The sequence below is a fragment of the Synergistales bacterium genome, assembly GCA_021736445.1.
Classification (GTDB): domain Bacteria; phylum Synergistota; class Synergistia; order Synergistales; family Aminiphilaceae; genus JAIPGA01.
This window is the reverse complement of the sequence record JAIPGA010000063.1, coordinates 1-15,081: the sequence shown is the minus strand read 5'-3', so window position 1 is coordinate 15,081 and position 15,081 is coordinate 1. Positions and strand designations below refer to the sequence as shown.

The following is a 15,081-nucleotide window of genomic DNA, read 5'->3' as shown; positions in this document are numbered from 1 at the left end:
CTTCCTTGCGCCAGCCCATGCCGAGGAAGGCCAGCCCCAGGGCCTCGGCCCGCGTCGCCTCGATGTCGGGGTGGAAGTGGTCCCCCGGCAGGAGGATGCCCAGCGCCGCGGCCGTCTCGATGGCCTCCTCCTGGGGGTGACCGGGAGGCACGTCCTCGTACTGCCGGGCGCCGCCCCATTCGGGGAGCCCCAGGGCGGTCACCACCTCCTGGACCACCTCCCCCCGGGAGACGGCGGTCGCAGCGGTAGCCGAAACGAGAAGAAGAAGAGCGCAGAGCGCCCCTGTTAGTGCTTTCCCGCGTGTCTTCAATGTCGAACCTCCTTTTCCGGGCCCTTGTACAGCGGCCCCCGCGGCGACACGGTCTGTGCCCGCGCCCCGCAACGCCCTGCGGGCCTCCGGAATGGCATGCTCCGGTTGCCCCGCTCCCTGTACCTCTGTCTTTGTACCAACTCTCCCCGCGCCTGTCCACCCGAAGCTGCCAAGCAAAAACTTGTATTGATCAAAATATTGTGATAACCTCATCTCGTTGTGAATGGCGACACATGTGGCGCCCGATTTCCGATGTCTGGCGTGCGACGAAGCGCCCGGCCCGCTCCGGATGGAGCGGCGCGGTGGGAACAGGGGGTGGTCATCAGGCGGAAGTGGAGGCAAGGTGTCTGATCTGTCCGGCATGTGACCTGTGGCTTGGCGTGTGTGACGCGAAAGGAGAACAGTGCCTATGGAAACGATCATGCAGATCAATGGTTTTGTGAACTCCATCGTCTGGGGACCGTGGATGATCACGCTGCTGCTCGGGACGGGTGTCTACCTGACCTTCGTTCTCGGGTTCCCGCAGATCCGGTATTTCGTGTTTATGTTCAAGGAGGTCTTCGGCAAGCTGGGCAAGAAGGCGGAAGGTGAGGGCTCGATCACCTCCTTCGGGGCCCTGGCCACGGCGCTGGCCTCCACACTTGGGTCGGGCAACATCGCCGGCGCGGCCACGGCGGTCCACCTCGGGGGGCCAGGCGCGCTCTTCTGGATGCTGGTGACGGCGGTCTTCGGCATGACCACGAAGTTCGCCGAGGTCACCCTGGCGGTCCACTACCGCGGCAGGGACGAAGAGGGCAACTGGCGCGGCGGCACCATGTACGTGCTGGAACGCGGCACGGGGCAGAAGTGGCTGGCCTGGCTCTTCGCCTTCTTCGCCATGTTCGCGGCCTTCGGGATCGGCAACGCCATCCAGGCCAACTCCGTGGCCGAGGCGACCAACCTGGCCTTCGGTATTCCCCACTACGTGACGGGGATCATCATCGCCGTCCTGATCGCTCTTGTCATCGTCGGCGGCATCACCCGCATCGCCGAGGTGACCACCTATCTGGTGCCCTTCATGGCGGTCTTCTACTTCATCGGCGCCGGGGTCATCCTGGTGCTGAACGCCGACATGATCGGCGACGCCTGGGGGATGGCCGTGAAGTACGCCTTCCACGACCCGCGGGCCGTTCCCGGGGCCGTGGCCGGCTGGTCCATCAAGATGGCCCTCACCAAGGGCGTGGCCCGGGGTATCTTCTCCAACGAAGCCGGCCTGGGCTCGGCGCCGATGGTCCACTCCTCGGCGGTCACCGACCACCCCTGCCGGCAGGCCACCTACGGCCTCTTCGAGGTCTTCCTGGACACCATCGTGGTCTGCACCATGACCATCACCGCCATCATGGTGACCGGCGTGCTGACCTCCCAGCCCGACCTGACGGGGGCCCAGCTGACGCTGTCGGCCTTCGAAACGGTGATGGGCCAGACGGGGATCATGATCCTCTCCATCGGTCTGGCCATGTTCGCCTTCTCCACGATCCTCGGCTGGTACTGGTACGGCGACACCAGCGCCCGGTACATCTTCGGCCCGAAGGTGAAGCATGTCTACCGGGCGCTCTGGATCATCGTGATCTTCGTGGGCGCCGCCGGCGGCGGAGGGGAATTCCTGGGCAACATCTGGAACCTCTCGGACACCATGAACGGCCTCATGGCGGCCCCCAACCTGGTGGCGCTGCTCTGGATGTCCAAGAAGCTGCTGGAGCTCCGCAGGGATTTCGACAGCAAGCTGAAAAGCGGCGAGCTGAAGTAACCCGGCGGCGACACCGCGCTCTCCGTGCGTTCCCGGCGAACTCATGCTTGACAGCCGCCTGCCGGCCCCCTATAATGACGCTCGTTGAATCGGATCGGGGCTGTGGCGCAGCGGGAGCGCGCTTCCTTGGCATGGAAGAGGTCGGGGGTTCAATTCCCCCCAGCTCCACCAGTTGAATGTAATCCCCTCTGTCGCAAGGCAGAGGGGATTTTTATCTGCCCAGCGAAAATACCCCTCGAAATCCGCGTCCGCTTCCTATCCCGTTTTTCCTGTTGTCTGAAAACTGATTTTTCCTCTTCTTTCGGGCGTAGGGGCAACCTTGTGTTGCCACCGTCAGAACACCTTCATCACCTCCCGAGGGACCCTGCCCAGCTGCCGAGTGTGGTGACCGGGGCCGCGCTGATCTCCTGCCAAACCCCGGTTTCCGGCAGACAGGCTGCCCGCGCGGCTACGGATGCCTTCCTTTCGATCCGAAAGGCGGACGGCGGTTTCCGTGTCCCTGGGAGGTGGGATACAATGGCCTGGATCTGTGCCGTTGCAGACGGAAAGGAGGGAGCCGCAGATGGCGGCGAAGAAGCGGGAGCGTTTTGCCAACGAGGAGCCGGAGAACCACGCCTTCCGTCGGCTCTTTGCGGAAGAGGGGTTCGACGTGGGGGACGCACCGACCACGGGCGAACAGGAGGACGAAGGGGATGCCGGCGCGGCCGGAGGCGGTGCCGGACCGACGGATCTCACCGCTGTCGGCAAGGCCGTGGTGCGCAAGGAAAAGAAGGGCCGCCGGGGCAAGACGGTGACGCTGGTCCGGCTGGACGGGATCGCCGCTTCAAAACTCGAGCCTCTGGCCAGGCGGATGCGTAAGGGCCTGGGCTGCGGTTCCTGGGTGGAAGAGGGGTATATTGTGCTGCAGGGCGATCTCACCGAGAGGGCGGCCGCGTGGCTTGAGGCGGAAGGCGTCCATGCCGTCAGCAGAGGATAGCCTCACAGGATGAAGGAGGAACACGACGTGAAGGAAGCACTGGGTATGGAGTTCGCCGCATGGCAGAACTTCTTTGCAGAGCAGGGGGAGCCGCAGTACCGGTCGCAGCAGGTTTGCGAATGGCTCTACACGAAGCATGCCGTCTCCTTCGAGGAGATGACCAACCTCTCCAAGGGACTGCGGGCGCGGCTGGAAGAGCGTGTGGCCTTCCACCTGCCGGCGCTGGAGGAGGATGTGGTCTCCCGGGACGGGACGCGGAAGTTCCTCTGGCGGCTGGAAGACGGAGAGACGGTGGAGTCGGTGCTGATGAAACATCACAATCGGATGACGGCCTGTCTCTCCTCCCAGGTGGGCTGTTCGCTGGGATGCGCCTTCTGTGTCACCGGACAGGGGGGATTCCGTCGGAACCTGGCCGTCCACGAGATGGTGGGGCAGTTCCTGGCCATGGAGCGTGTGCTGGGGGAACCGGTCAACAACCTGGTGTTCATGGGGATGGGCGAGCCCTTCCTGAACACCAGCCATGTGCTGCAGTCGATCCGGCAGCTGCAGCATCCCAGGATGCGCGGCCTGGGGATCCGCCATGTCACGATCTCCACCGCGGGGATCCTGCCGGGGATCCGGCAGCTCGCCGCCAGCGGTCTCGACGTCCGTCTGGCTGTGTCGCTCCACGCCGCCGACGGCAGACTCCGTTCCCAGCTGATGCCGATCAACAACACCTATCCGCTGCAGGAGCTGATGGGTACGCTCTATACCTACCAGGAGCAGACCGGAAACAGGGTGACCGTGGAATACCTGCTGCTGGGCGGCGTCAACGACCGTCCCGACGACGCCAGACGGCTCGCCGGACTGCTGTCGAAGCTCAAGGTGTTCGTCAACCTGATCCCCTGCAACACCGGAGTGGAGGGGTTCCAGCCTCCCACGAAGAAGGCGCAGGATATCTTTCGGAATGTGCTGCAGACCAGGGGGTTCGAGGTCTTTGTCCGCACCGAGCGGGGCGGGGATGTGGACGGTGCCTGCGGCCAGCTCCGGGAGCGCAGGAGCAGCGGGAAGACGAAGCGGGGAAGCAGAAAGGGCTAGACGTCGGATACGGGACGTCCCGCCCTTTCGGTTCGGTGGAGCGGGCTGCCGGCGGAGGGAGGCGGTCCCGGGCGGCCCCACTGGCGCCGTCCCTCGTTAGAGCAGTTCGGCGATGCGGATCGGGATGAGCGGCCCGGCGGCGTTCTCTTCGGTGTCGGGGTGGTCCCCCTGTGGCCTCTGCAGCCACGGCGGGTTCACCTCCCGCAGGGGGAGGGTGTAGAAGGGATTGCTGCGGCTCTCTTCGGGCAGGTCGCTGTTCGGGGCCTGCTCCCAGCTGAGGAAGCGCTCCTCCACCACGGGAATCCCCTGTTCCCAGACGGTTCCCAGTTCGGAGAGGGCTTCCCTGGTGGTCCCCGCCAGCCCCGACGGGGTCCCCTCGTATTCCACCACGATACAGACGCCCAGCATCCGCGGCGGCCCACTGTCGGCAGCGGCGTCTTCGTAGACGGCGCTGGCGTCGCTGATCCGGATACCGCGTGCCCGCAGCTGTTCGCAGGCCCGCCGCAGGGTGGTGAGGCGCTCCCCCCGGAGGGTTTTGAGATGAACGGCCGCGCGGATCATCGCCCGCTCCGTTCTCGGCGGAGAGGGTGCACCGCGCCGCCCGGCGGGAGCGGAAGCCCCTCCATGCAGGGCATGGTGGATTCGGCGGTTCCCTTCGGACATAGGTGCATGGACGTTCTTTCCTTTCTCTGTGATTCGGGAACGATCTCCGTCTGCGTACCGGCGGGGCCTTCCCTTTCGGTGGATCTCCGGAAGGGCCTACACCAGCTCCCGCACAAAGCTCTCCAGGTGCCCCGTTTCGTTGAGCAGTATGAGGCAGTACCCTGCTGTCGGGGAGTGGGTGACGATGCTGTAGGAAGCGGTGTCCACATGGAGGCGCCAGAAGTAGGGAGAGGCGATGCCGAGACAGGCGGCCAGGAGCGGTTTGATCACCGCCCGGTGGGAGACCACCGCCACGTGCTCGCCGGCGTGTTCCGCCGCCAGCCGCTCCAGAGCCTGGAAGGAGCGCTCTCTGACGCTGTCCAGCCTCTCGGCGTCCGGGAGGGCCAGTGCCTCGGGGCTGGTGCGCCACAGGCGCCACTCGTCGGGGTAGGTGGCGGCGATGTGATCCTTGGAGCGTCCCTCCCAGGGACCGAGGGCGATGTTGTTGAACCCCTCGTGGGGTTCCCAGCCGCAGCCCGCACGCTCCGCGATGTGTTCCGCCGTGGTGACGGAACGGCTGAGCGGACTGGTGTAGCAGCGGGTGATCGGCAGGTGCTGCACCGCCGCGGCGAGGGCCCGGGCCTGCCTGAGGCCGGCGCTGTTCAACGGGAAATCGCATCTGCCCCGGAAGAGCCCTTCTCTGTTCCCTTTGCATTCACCGTGGCGGACCACCAGGAAGGTGGTTGTCTGTTGTTGTTCCATGCGACAGCCTCCGTTGAGTGTGTGCGTTCCCTGCTCTTTCGGAATCGTATTGTAGCATGAACCGCAGAGAGGCGGAAAAAGTTTGACCTGTATTGACAATCTGCCGAGGCCCTGGTAGGCTACGAAACGAACTGAGCACTTGTTGGCACTCATGAGCAGAGAGTGCTAATAGAGGAAATGAGGGGGTTTCGTGCTTACCGAACGGCTTCTTGAGGTGATTCTGGCGGTGGTCTACGAATATATCCAGACGGGGAAGCCGGTGAGCTCCCGGAAGCTTTCCAAACAGTATCTCCGCGGCCGGAGCCCGGCGACCATCCGGAACGAGATGGCCGATCTGGAGGAGATGGACTTCCTCGCCCAGCCGCACACCTCGGCCGGTCGTCTGCCCACGGCCCAGGCCTTTCGGATCTACGTGGACACGATCCTCCAGCGCCACCGCGAACCGCCTCCGCAGGCGAAACAGTGGCTGCAGGAGATCCGCAGAGAGCGGAGCGACGTGGAGGGCGTGCTGGGCTATATCTCCAATCTCATCACCCGGCTCACCCATTCCTGCGGCGTGGTGGCCCTTGCGCCGCTGGAGCAGGTCTCGCTGATGCGGGTGGATCTGGTGGCCATGGGCGGCGACAGGGTGCTGGCCGTCCTTGTTCTCGAAGGCGGGCTGGTGCACCACAAGATGATCCGGCTCTCCTGCCGGATGAGCCAGGAGGAGCTCGACGAGCTGGGGCGGCGGATCAATGCCGTCGCCGTGGGCAGACCCTGGCAGGCGGTCAAGCAGGACCTGATGCACTATGTGGTCACGGAGCTGCAGGAACACGAGCACAACTGCCGGTCGGCCATCGATGAGCTGGATACCATATTGAAACAGCAGAGCTATCGCTTCTTTACCAGCGGCGCCGGCAATCTCCTCCAGATCCCGGGATTCCGGGATGTGGAGAAGCTCCAGACCATCCTCTCCATTCTCGAGGAAGAGGAGGCGCTGGCGGAGCTGGTGGAGAGCTGCACCGTCGATGGCGGGCTCTCGGTGACCATCGGCGAAGAAAACCCTGTCGATCGTCTCCAGGACTGTTCCGTCCTCCTCGCCACGACCAGTGCGGGGGGGCAGCGGGCTGTGATGGGGCTGATCGGGCCGGTGCGCATGGACTACGAAGGATCCATCGCCGTCCTGGAATCGATCATCGGCGGGTTGGAGACACTGGAAGAACAGAAGGAAGGAGGGGAGAATAATGGTTGACAGAAACGATGCTCACACCCCCCCTGCCGGTACGGAGGAAGGCCGGGAGTCGCCGGAGCAGCAAAACGGCGACGAGGCAGCGCCCCGGAACGAGGGGGCGGTCAGCGACGAGGAATCCCTCATGGCCGCGATGCAGGCCGATCTGGAATCGATGCGGCAGGATGTGGAACGGCTGGAGAAGGAGCGGGACCAGCTCAAGAACGTGGCCGCCCGCCACAAGGCGGATCTCTACAACTACCGGAAACGGGTGGAACGCGAATCGGCACGCCAGAAAGAGCTGGCCGGCGAGCAGGCGGTGCGCAAGCTGCTGCCCGTGATGGACAATCTCGACCGGGCCATCGCCGCGGCACAGGAGGGCGAGTCGTTGCTCAAGGGCGTCTCCATGGTCCGGCAGCAGTTCCGGCAGGTTCTGGCCGAACTGGGCGCGACGCAGATCTCCGGCGAGGGGAAGTTCGATCCCGGGGTGCACGAAGCGGTGTCCAGCGTGGCCGTGGACGATCCGGAGCGGGATCATGCCGTCCTGGAGGTTGTCCAGCCTGGGTACAGGCTTGGAGATCGGGTGATCAGGGCCGCCAAGGTTGTCGTCGGCACCTACGAAGGCGACACGGAAACGGCCGAAGGTGAGTGCGAGTAGCGGAAAGCACATACAGCAGTCATGAACTTTTTGAAGAATGAGGTGACAGAATATGGGTAAGGTAGTCGGCATTGATCTTGGAACGACCAACAGCTGCATCGCCGTGAAGGAGGGCGATGCCGTAACGGTGATACCCAACGCCGAGGGGAGCCGGACAACCCCTTCGGTGGTGGCCTTTTCGAAGGAGAAGGAGCGTCTGGTGGGGCAGCTTGCCAAGCGGCAGGCCATCGTCAACCCCGACAAGACGGTGATGTCCATCAAACGGAAGATGGGCAGCAACGACAAGGTGAACCTGGAGGGCAAGGAGTACACGCCCCAGGAGATCTCCGCCATGCTCCTCCAGAAGATGAAGCGTGACGCCGAGGAGTACCTGGGCGAGCCGGTGACGCAGGCGGTGATCACCGTCCCGGCCTACTTCCAGGACGCCCAGCGCCAGGCCACGAAGGACGCCGGGACCATCGCCGGGCTGGAGGTACTGCGGATCATCAACGAGCCCACCTCGGCATCGCTGGCCTACGGCGTGGACAAGGAGGGCGAGCACAAGATCCTCGTCTTCGACCTCGGCGGCGGCACCTTTGACGTCTCCGTCCTCGACGTGGGCGAAGGGGTCTTCGAGGTGCTCGCCACCTCCGGCGACAACCATCTGGGCGGCGACGACTGGGACGAGCGCATCGTCAAGTGGATGGTGAAGGAGTTCCAGAAGCAGGAGGGTATCGATCTCGGCAAGGACAAGATGGCCACCCAGCGTCTCCGCGAGGCGGCGGAGAAGGCCAAGGTGGAGCTCTCCTCCATGTCCGAGACCAGCATCTCGCTGCCCTTCATCACCGCCGACCAGAACGGACCGAAGCACCTGGAGCTGACGCTCTCCCGCTCCAAGTTCGACGAGCTCACCTCGGACCTGCTGGAACGGGTGGTGCAGCCCACCAAGCAGGCGCTGTCCGACGCGGGGCTCTCCGCTTCGGATATCGACAAGATCCTGCTTGTGGGCGGTTCCACCAGGATGCCCATGGTGCAGAAGAAGATCAAGCAGCTCCTCGACAAGGAGCCCACCAAGGGGATCAACCCCGACGAGTGCGTGGCCATCGGTGCCGCCATCCAGGGCGCCATCCTGGCCGGCGAGCACAAGGACGTGGTCCTCGTGGACGTCACGCCGCTCTCCCTGGGTATCGAGACCCTGGGCGGGGTCTTCACCAAGGTCATCGAGCGGAACACGGCGATACCGACCAAGAAGACCCAGACCTTCTCCACGGCGGCGGACAACCAGACCCAGGTGGAGGTGCACGTGCTCCAGGGCGAGCGCGCCATGGCCGGCGACAATGTCTCGCTGGGCCGCTTCTACCTGGACGGGATCCCGCCCGCACCGCGGGGGGTGCCCCAGATCGAGGTGACCTTCGAGATCGACGCCAACGGGATCCTCAATGTCTCCGCCCAGGACAAGGGCACCGGCAAGTCCCAGCACATCACCATCGAGTCCAAGAACCTCGAAGAGGACGACATCGAGCGGATGAAGCAGGACGCCGAGGCCTACGAGGAGGAAGACAAGAAGAAGAAGGAGCTCGCCGAGGCCCGCAACGAGGCCGACAGTCTGGCCTACAACGCCGAGAAGACCCTTGGCGATCTGGGCGACAAGGTGGACGCCGAGCTGAAGTCCCGGGTGGAGAACGAGATCAAGGAGGTCCGCGAGGTGACCCAGAAGGACGATGTGGACGCCATCAAGGCCGCCTCGGAGAAGCTCACCAAGAGTGTCCACGAGCTTTCCCAGCAGCTCTACCAGCAGCAGGGCCAGGGCGCCGAGGGCGCTCAGGGGGAAGCCGGCGAAGAGCAGGCGGCAGGCGCCAGCGACGAGGAGACCGTAGACGCGGAATTCCACGACAAAAAAGAAGACAGTGCATAGGAGTGACAGCTCATGCCGGGGCCGGGACAACAGAAGGACTACTATGATGTGCTAGGGGTGTCCCGGGACGCGGGAGCCGCTGATATCAAGCGTGCGTACAGGAAGCTGGTACAGACGTATCATCCCGACGCGAATCCCGGAGACAAGAACGCCGAAGCACGCTTCAGGGATATCAAGGAGGCCTACGAGGTCCTCTCGGATCCCCAGAAGCGGGCCCAGTACGACCAGTTCGGCTACGTCGGCGAGGGTCCTCCGGGAGGCGGGCCCTTCGAAGGCGGCGGGCCCTTCGGCGGCGGTGATCCCTTCGGGGACATCTTCGGCGATATCTTCGACAACTTCTTCGGTGGCGGCGGCGGCAGAAGGAGCCGGGGGGGCAACGCCCCCCGGCGCGGCCGCGACCTGGAGATGGAGCTGCAGGTGACCCTGGAGGATGTCTATCAGGGTGTGAACAAGGAGGTCCAGGTCCCCCGACGGGAGCGGTGCGAACGCTGCGGCGGCAACGGCGCCGAACCGGGAACCACGCCGAAGACCTGCGACAAATGCGGCGGCACGGGGCAGGTGGAGCATGTCCAGCGGACCCCCTTCGGGCAGTTCGCCTCGGTGGCCCCCTGCGCCCACTGCGGCGGAACGGGCACGATCAACCCCAACCCCTGCAGGGAGTGCAACGGGACGGGCACCGTGCGGAGACGCCGGACCCTGGAGGTCCGGGTGCCCCCCGGGGCGGACACCGGCACCCGGCTCCGGATCTCCGGCGAAGGCGAAGAGGGCCGCAACGGCGGCCCGCCGGGGGATCTCTATCTGGTGATCAATGTGGCCGAACACGAGCGTTTTGTCCGCGACGGCGACGTGCTCCACACGAAGGTGGAGGTGGCCTTCCCCCAGGCGGCGCTTGGGTGCACCGTGGAGGTGCCCACGCTGGAGGGGACGGCGACGCTGGAGGTCCCCTCGGGGAGCCAGCCCGGCCGGACCTTCCGGATCAGGGACAAGGGCATGCCCCGTCTCCGCGGGCGCGGTCAGGGCGATATGGTGGCCCATCTGGAGGTCAAGGTTCCCGAGGCCCCGACGGAGCGGCAGCGGGCGCTGCTCGAAGCGCTGGCGCAGGAGATGGATGTGGAGATCAACGAGGGCGGTCTGCTGCACAAGCTGAAGGGATTCTTCTCCCCCGGCGGGTAGAGCGTCCCGGGCCCATTGCCCGAGCGGTGCGGTTGGACTATAATGAAGCCGGGATCCGCGGGGGAGGCTGCAGCCTCCCCCCGCTCATATTCATGCGGGGGGTACGGCCATGACTGTTCGGGAAAGCTACTGGTGGTATATCACAATCGAAGGTGGGGCACAGGATGCCGAGGTTCTGAGCTCCATCGTGGAGCTTTCCGGCAGTATCGGCGGCGAGCATCTGGAGGGGATCACCAACAGCCGGCTCCGGGCCTATTTCCGGAGCTCCCATGAGCTGGGACACTGGATGCAGCAGGTCTCCCGGGCCATGGAGGAGTGGCCCCGCGTGAAGATCGTCGATATGGGCAAGGTGGAAAACCGGCAGTGGCACACGGCGTGGAAGGACTCCTTCCCTCCCCTCCAGGTGGGCAAGCAGCTGGTGATCGTACCGCCCTGGCACGACGAGGGCTTCCATGCGGGGCAGATCCCCATCCGGATCAATCCGGGGAACGCCTTCGGGACGGGACAGCACGCCAGCACCCAGATCGCCCTGGAGCTTCTGGAGGCAGAGCAGAAGGCCTGCACAGACCGGCAGGTGCTGGATGTGGGATGCGGTTCGGGGATCCTCGCCATCGCCGCCAGCCTGCTGGGAGCGCGCCAGGTGACGGCCCGGGATATCGACCCGGCCGCGCTGGAGGAGACGGTCCGGAACCGGGAGCTCAACGGCCTCACCGAAGCCGCGGTCTCCACCGAGCAGGGGGATCTTCTGGACGATGTGACCGGCCCTGTGGACCTGCTGATCGCCAACATCATCGTCGAACCCCTCCGGAGGCTGGCCCCGAAGGCCCCCGCCATCCTTGCCGGTCACGGCGTGATGATCTGTTCGGGGGTCCTCCTGAAGGAGCGTGACGACTTCCTCAAGGTCCTCGCCGACGCGGGCATGGAGCCGCGGGCGGAGCGGTCGAAGGAGGAGTGGTGGGGTGTCTCGGCCACGCCTGCGTCTTGAGACCAGCCGGAGGACGCCCGAAGGGCTCTGGAAGCCCGACCCCGCCGCGCTGCACCATCTCATCGACGTCCGGCGCTGCGGCGACGGTGATGCCGTGGAGGGGCTGCTGCCCGGCCGGCTGCTGACGCTGCGTCTCGAACACCGCGCCGACGGGTGGTACGCCCGGGAGCTGAGGCGTGACCCCGTGGAGGGCGCGGCGCTGTCGGTGTATCTGCTGGCGGCGCTGGTCAAGACGGCCCCCTTCGAGCAGATGCTGCGGCAGGCGACACAGCTGGGGGTGCGGCGCATCCTCCCCCTTTCCTGCGACCGGTCGGTGGTGCGCCTGGAAGCGGGGCGGCTGGCGAAAAAGATGGAACGCTGGGAGCGGCTGATCGCCGAGTCTTCCAAGCAGTGCGCCCTGCCCGAACCGCCGTCGCTGGAGCCGCCGAAGCCGCTGACGGCCCTGGACGAGGGCGATATCGCCGGTCTGCCGCTGGCCGCCATCATCGACGGCCACGCCAGGCCCCTGGGGGCTTTCGCTCCCCGCGAAGCCGCCACGGTGGCCATCGGTCCGGAGGGGGATTTCTCCGACCGGGAGAAGGCCCATCTCCGGAATCTGGGCTTCCGTTCCGTCTCCCTGGGCTCCACCATCCTCAAGGCGGAGACCGCGGCGGTGGCGGCCTGCAGCTATCTGCTCCTGCAGCGGGAGGCGGAGAGCTGTGCTTCCTGACTGCACCGGTCTGCGCTTTGCGATCCGGACGCTGGGCTGCCGCACCAATCTCTACGACGCCGAGGCCGTCGCCGACGCCCTGCTCCGGGCCGGCGCCGTGCTGGTCGATGAGAAAGACTGCGATGCCGCGGTAGTGCTCTCCTGTACGGTGACCGCCGAGGCGGACCGGAAGAGCCGCCGGTATGTCCGCCGCATCCGCCGCGAGAATCCAGAGGCCATCGTGGTGCTTGCCGGCTGCTATGCCCAGCGGATCGAGGCCGACCACGCCCGTTCCCTGGGTGTGGATCTGCTTGTGGGCACCAGGGAGAAGCACCGGATTCCGGAGCTGCTCGCCCGGGCGCGGCGGGGTGACCGGGGGTTCCGTGTCGTCCGCCGTTCTCTGTGGCCCGAGGCCCCCTGGGACCCCCTTTCCCTTACCCGTCCCCATCTGCACACCCGGGCCTTCGTGAAGGTCCAGGAGGGCTGTGACCACTTCTGTTCCTACTGTATCGTCCCCTCCGTCCGCGGTTGCCCCACCAGCCGTCCGCCGGAGGATGTCCTCCACGAGGTGCGGCACCTCGCCGCGGCCGGATGCGTCGAGGTGGTTCTCACCGGGGTGCATCTGGGGATCTACGGGCGAGAGTGGTCGCGGAAACCCGGTCTCGCCGATCTGGTGGAGCGGATCGCCGCGGTACGTGGGATCCGGCGCATCCGATTCGGCTCCATTGAGCCCTTCGCCCTGGATGAAGCGTTGCTCGGGAGACTTGGCGATGTGCCTTCCTTCTGCCATCATATGCATATCCCCCTCCAGAGCGGGGACGACAGGGTGCTGGAGCGGATGCGGCGGGGGTACAGCGCTTCGCAGGTGGCGGGGACCGTAGGAAGGGTGCGGCGTCTGCTGGGCGATGATGTCCACATCAGCACCGATCTGCTGGTGGGCTTCCCCGGCGAGGACGAGGAGGCTTTCCGAAGAAGCCTCCGGCTGCTGGCGACGCTCGGCGTGGGGCGGGTGCATGTCTTTCCCTTTTCGCCCCGCGGGGGCACAGCGGCGGCGGCCTTCGGGGAGAGGGTGTCCGGTCCGGTGATCAGGGAGCGGTGCGCCCGGGCCAGGCGGTCTGGACAGCTGCTGCTGCAGGCCTGCCTGGAGCGGCTGGACGGAATGGTCCTGCCGGTGCTGGTAGAGCGATGCGCCGATGGGTACGCCCGGGGTCTGGCGCCTCAGTATGTGGACGTGACGTTTCCCGGTTCCCGGAGTCCCGGCGAGGTGGTGGACGTCCAGGTTGTCCCCGCCCCCCACGGGGGCGGGCTGGTGGGCGCGAAAGGAGATGGGTGCCGTGGCATGTCCCAGGGTGGCCGTTGATCTGGGGACGGGCTATGCGCAGATTGCCGTACTCGGAGAGGATGGGAGGCCGAGGATCCTCCGCAACCGCTGGGGGAGCCTCCAGACTCCTTCCTATGTGGCCTACTCCGAACAGGAGGGATGGCTTGCCGGCGAGGAGGCCTGCCGCAAGGTGTCGCCCGATTCGGGGCGTTCCTGGCGGGACGTGAAGCGCCACCTGGGCAAGGACTGGACGGTGGAGATCGAGGGCGAGCACTACCGCCCGGAGGAGCTGCTGGTTCCTCTGCTTGAGTTGCTGCGGGAGGATATGGAAGCCGAGTTGCAGAGCTTTGTCTCCTCCTGCGTGCTCACCGTCCCGGCGCATTTCAGCTTTCCCGAGCGGGCGGCCATGGTGCGGGCCGCCAGGCGGAGCGGCTTCGACACGGTGCGGATCGTCAACGAGCCTACGGCGGCGGCCATCGCCGTGGGGCAGGAGGGCCGCTTTCTCATCCTCGATTTCGGTGCCGGCACCCTGGACGTCAGTGTGGTGGAACAGGAGGACAATGTCTGGCAGGTGGTGGAGACCCAGGGCTACAGCAATATCGGCGGCAACGATCTGGACCTGCTGATCGCCCGGTGGCTGGCTCTGCGGCTCGGCGACGAAGAGCTGTCCGAAGAAGGGGCCCGCAGGATGACGCTGCTGGCCGAGGCGGAACGCCTGAAGCGGGCGCTGACCGAGAGCGGGTCGGTGACCTGGTATCCTCCCAGGGGATTGCTCGCCGGGGTGGAGCCCGCCGAAGCTCTCGAGGTGACCCGACGGGAGATGGAGGAACGGGTGGCCGAACCGGTGCGCCGGATTGTCCGTCTCGCCGGGCGGTTCTGGCGCCGCTACCGTCCGGATCGGCTGATCCTTGTGGGCGGAAGCAGCAGACTGCCGCTGCTCCGCAGGATGCTTGAGGCCGAGGTGGCCCCCCCGGAGCACGCCGGGTTCTGCCCCGATGAGGCGGTGGTGACCGGCGCGGCGCTCATCGCCGGCGACGCGGGCCGCCACGTGCTGCTCGACGTCCTGGCCCGGGACCTGGGGATCGAGACGGTGGACGGCACGGTGGCGACCCTTCTGGAGAAGGGGACCCCCCTTCCCGCCTCGTCGGTGCGGTCCTTCCGTCCCTCCGGCCGGGGGGTCGTGACGGTGCCGGTGGTCCAGGGCGCGTCGGTGGAGCAGTGGAAACGGACCAGGATCGGCGCGGTCCGGTTCGAGCCCGGCTCCGTCGACGAGGTGGACGTCCGCTTCTCCGTCGATTCCGGCGGCGTGCTGACCGTCGAGGCGCTGGTGGCGGAGAACACCCTGGTGCATCAGGTGCTGGATCTGCCCGGTGTCGATGAGGAAGAGGACGCCAGACAGCAGATCGAGGAGATCAAGATGCGTCTGGCCCGGATCTCCCCCTGGATGGGCGAAGGGCAGCAGCAGATGCTCGACGAGCTCTTCGGGCTCTACCAGCTGGCCCAGGCCGACTGGCGGAAACGGCCGGAGGCCCTGCGTCTCCTCGGGGAGATGACGGAACGTCTTGAAGGTGCGGTGCGACGATGAATCTCGAGAGCCAGCTA

The 15,081-nt window shown here is 66.1% G+C and carries 14 protein-coding genes and 1 tRNA gene; 12 read left to right on the top strand and 3 right to left on the bottom strand.

Annotated elements, in window-relative coordinates; translation table 11 throughout:
• Window positions 1-310, bottom strand: a 310-nt coding sequence (locus K9L28_09080; protein ID MCF7936481.1) for an S-layer homology domain-containing protein, incomplete at its 3' end; no start/stop codon positions are given.
• A 409-nt stretch (window positions 311-719) separates the two neighbouring features.
• Here K9L28_09080 and K9L28_09075 point away from each other — a divergent pair.
• The 4 genes from K9L28_09075 (at window position 720) to rlmN (ending at window position 4,149) form a co-directional block, all read left to right on the top strand.
• Window positions 720-2,096, top strand: coding sequence for a sodium:alanine symporter family protein (locus K9L28_09075; GenBank protein MCF7936480.1), 1,377 nt, complete (start codon window positions 720-722; stop codon window positions 2,094-2,096).
• Window positions 2,097-2,192: 96 nt separating this feature from the next.
• Window positions 2,193-2,267: transfer RNA gene (locus tag K9L28_09070), tRNA-Ala, on the top strand.
• A gap of 391 nt (window positions 2,268-2,658) precedes the next feature.
• Entirely contained in the window at window positions 2,659-3,072 is a 414-nt protein-coding gene (locus tag K9L28_09065; GenBank protein MCF7936479.1) for a translation initiation factor, read from the top strand.
• Window positions 3,073-3,117: 45 nt separating this feature from the next.
• Complete coding sequence (rlmN, locus tag K9L28_09060; protein MCF7936478.1) at window positions 3,118-4,149, top strand: 23S rRNA (adenine(2503)-C(2))-methyltransferase RlmN; 1,032 nt, start codon at window positions 3,118-3,120, stop codon at window positions 4,147-4,149.
• 96 nt (window positions 4,150-4,245) lie between these two features.
• On the opposite strand, the gene K9L28_09055 is transcribed toward rlmN, so the two are convergent.
• Window positions 4,246-4,812: a hypothetical protein gene (locus tag K9L28_09055; GenBank protein ID MCF7936477.1), complete on the bottom strand. Its 567-nt coding sequence runs from the start codon at window positions 4,810-4,812 to the stop codon at window positions 4,246-4,248.
• Window positions 4,813-4,908: 96 nt separating this feature from the next.
• Window positions 4,909-5,553, bottom strand: coding sequence for a histidine phosphatase family protein (locus tag K9L28_09050; protein MCF7936476.1), 645 nt, complete (start codon window positions 5,551-5,553; stop codon window positions 4,909-4,911).
• Between the two features lie 190 nt (window positions 5,554-5,743).
• Between K9L28_09050 and hrcA the strand changes: the two genes are divergently transcribed.
• From hrcA to K9L28_09010, 8 genes are all read left to right on the top strand, one after another.
• Complete coding sequence (gene hrcA / locus K9L28_09045) at window positions 5,744-6,784, top strand: heat-inducible transcriptional repressor HrcA (GenBank protein MCF7936475.1); 1,041 nt, start codon at window positions 5,744-5,746, stop codon at window positions 6,782-6,784.
• On the top strand, window positions 6,777-7,418 hold the full coding sequence (locus tag K9L28_09040; GenBank protein MCF7936474.1) for a nucleotide exchange factor GrpE: 642 nt from the start codon (window positions 6,777-6,779) through the stop codon (window positions 7,416-7,418). Before hrcA ends, K9L28_09040 begins: the two co-directional genes overlap by 8 nt.
• Before the next feature lie 52 nt (window positions 7,419-7,470).
• Window positions 7,471-9,312 carry a molecular chaperone DnaK gene (dnaK, locus tag K9L28_09035; GenBank protein ID MCF7936473.1) on the top strand — a complete coding sequence of 614 codons (1,842 nt, stop codon included), beginning with the start codon at window positions 7,471-7,473 and terminating at the stop codon, window positions 9,310-9,312.
• A gap of 12 nt (window positions 9,313-9,324) precedes the next feature.
• The gene (dnaJ, locus tag K9L28_09030) at window positions 9,325-10,485 is read left to right on the top strand and encodes a molecular chaperone DnaJ (protein ID MCF7936472.1); all 1,161 of its coding nucleotides are present in this window, start codon (window positions 9,325-9,327) and stop codon (window positions 10,483-10,485) included.
• Window positions 10,486-10,594: 109 nt separating this feature from the next.
• Window positions 10,595-11,470: a 50S ribosomal protein L11 methyltransferase gene (prmA, locus tag K9L28_09025; protein ID MCF7936471.1), complete on the top strand. Its 876-nt coding sequence runs from the start codon at window positions 10,595-10,597 to the stop codon at window positions 11,468-11,470.
• On the top strand, window positions 11,445-12,179 hold the full coding sequence (locus tag K9L28_09020) for a 16S rRNA (uracil(1498)-N(3))-methyltransferase (GenBank protein MCF7936470.1): 735 nt from the start codon (window positions 11,445-11,447) through the stop codon (window positions 12,177-12,179). Before prmA ends, K9L28_09020 begins: the two co-directional genes overlap by 26 nt.
• The gene (gene mtaB, locus K9L28_09015; protein ID MCF7936469.1) at window positions 12,169-13,518 is read left to right on the top strand and encodes a tRNA (N(6)-L-threonylcarbamoyladenosine(37)-C(2))-methylthiotransferase MtaB; all 1,350 of its coding nucleotides are present in this window, start codon (window positions 12,169-12,171) and stop codon (window positions 13,516-13,518) included. Before K9L28_09020 ends, mtaB begins: the two co-directional genes overlap by 11 nt.
• Complete coding sequence (locus tag K9L28_09010; protein MCF7936468.1) at window positions 13,493-15,064, top strand: Hsp70 family protein; 1,572 nt, start codon at window positions 13,493-13,495, stop codon at window positions 15,062-15,064. Before mtaB ends, K9L28_09010 begins: the two co-directional genes overlap by 26 nt.
• Window positions 15,065-15,081 lie beyond the last annotated feature (17 nt).

What these genes read in the sequence shown, in the direction of transcription:
- K9L28_09075 (MCF7936480.1), top strand. Translation starts at nt 720, where the DNA reads ATGGAAACGATCATGCAGATCAATGGTTTTGTGAACTCCATCGTCTGG.
- K9L28_09065 (MCF7936479.1), top strand. Translation starts at nt 2,659, where the DNA reads ATGGCGGCGAAGAAGCGGGAGCGTTTTGCCAACGAGGAGCCGGAGAAC.
- rlmN (MCF7936478.1), top strand. Translation starts at nt 3,118, where the DNA reads ATGGAGTTCGCCGCATGGCAGAACTTCTTTGCAGAGCAGGGGGAGCCG.
- K9L28_09055 (MCF7936477.1), bottom strand. Translation starts at nt 4,812, where the DNA reads ATGTCCGAAGGGAACCGCCGAATCCACCATGCCCTGCATGGAGGGGCT.
- K9L28_09050 (MCF7936476.1), bottom strand. Translation starts at nt 5,553, where the DNA reads ATGGAACAACAACAGACAACCACCTTCCTGGTGGTCCGCCACGGTGAA.
- K9L28_09040 (MCF7936474.1), top strand. Translation starts at nt 6,777, where the DNA reads ATGGTTGACAGAAACGATGCTCACACCCCCCCTGCCGGTACGGAGGAA.
- dnaK (MCF7936473.1), top strand. Translation starts at nt 7,471, where the DNA reads ATGGGTAAGGTAGTCGGCATTGATCTTGGAACGACCAACAGCTGCATC.
- dnaJ (MCF7936472.1), top strand. Translation starts at nt 9,325, where the DNA reads ATGCCGGGGCCGGGACAACAGAAGGACTACTATGATGTGCTAGGGGTG.
- prmA (MCF7936471.1), top strand. Translation starts at nt 10,595, where the DNA reads ATGACTGTTCGGGAAAGCTACTGGTGGTATATCACAATCGAAGGTGGG.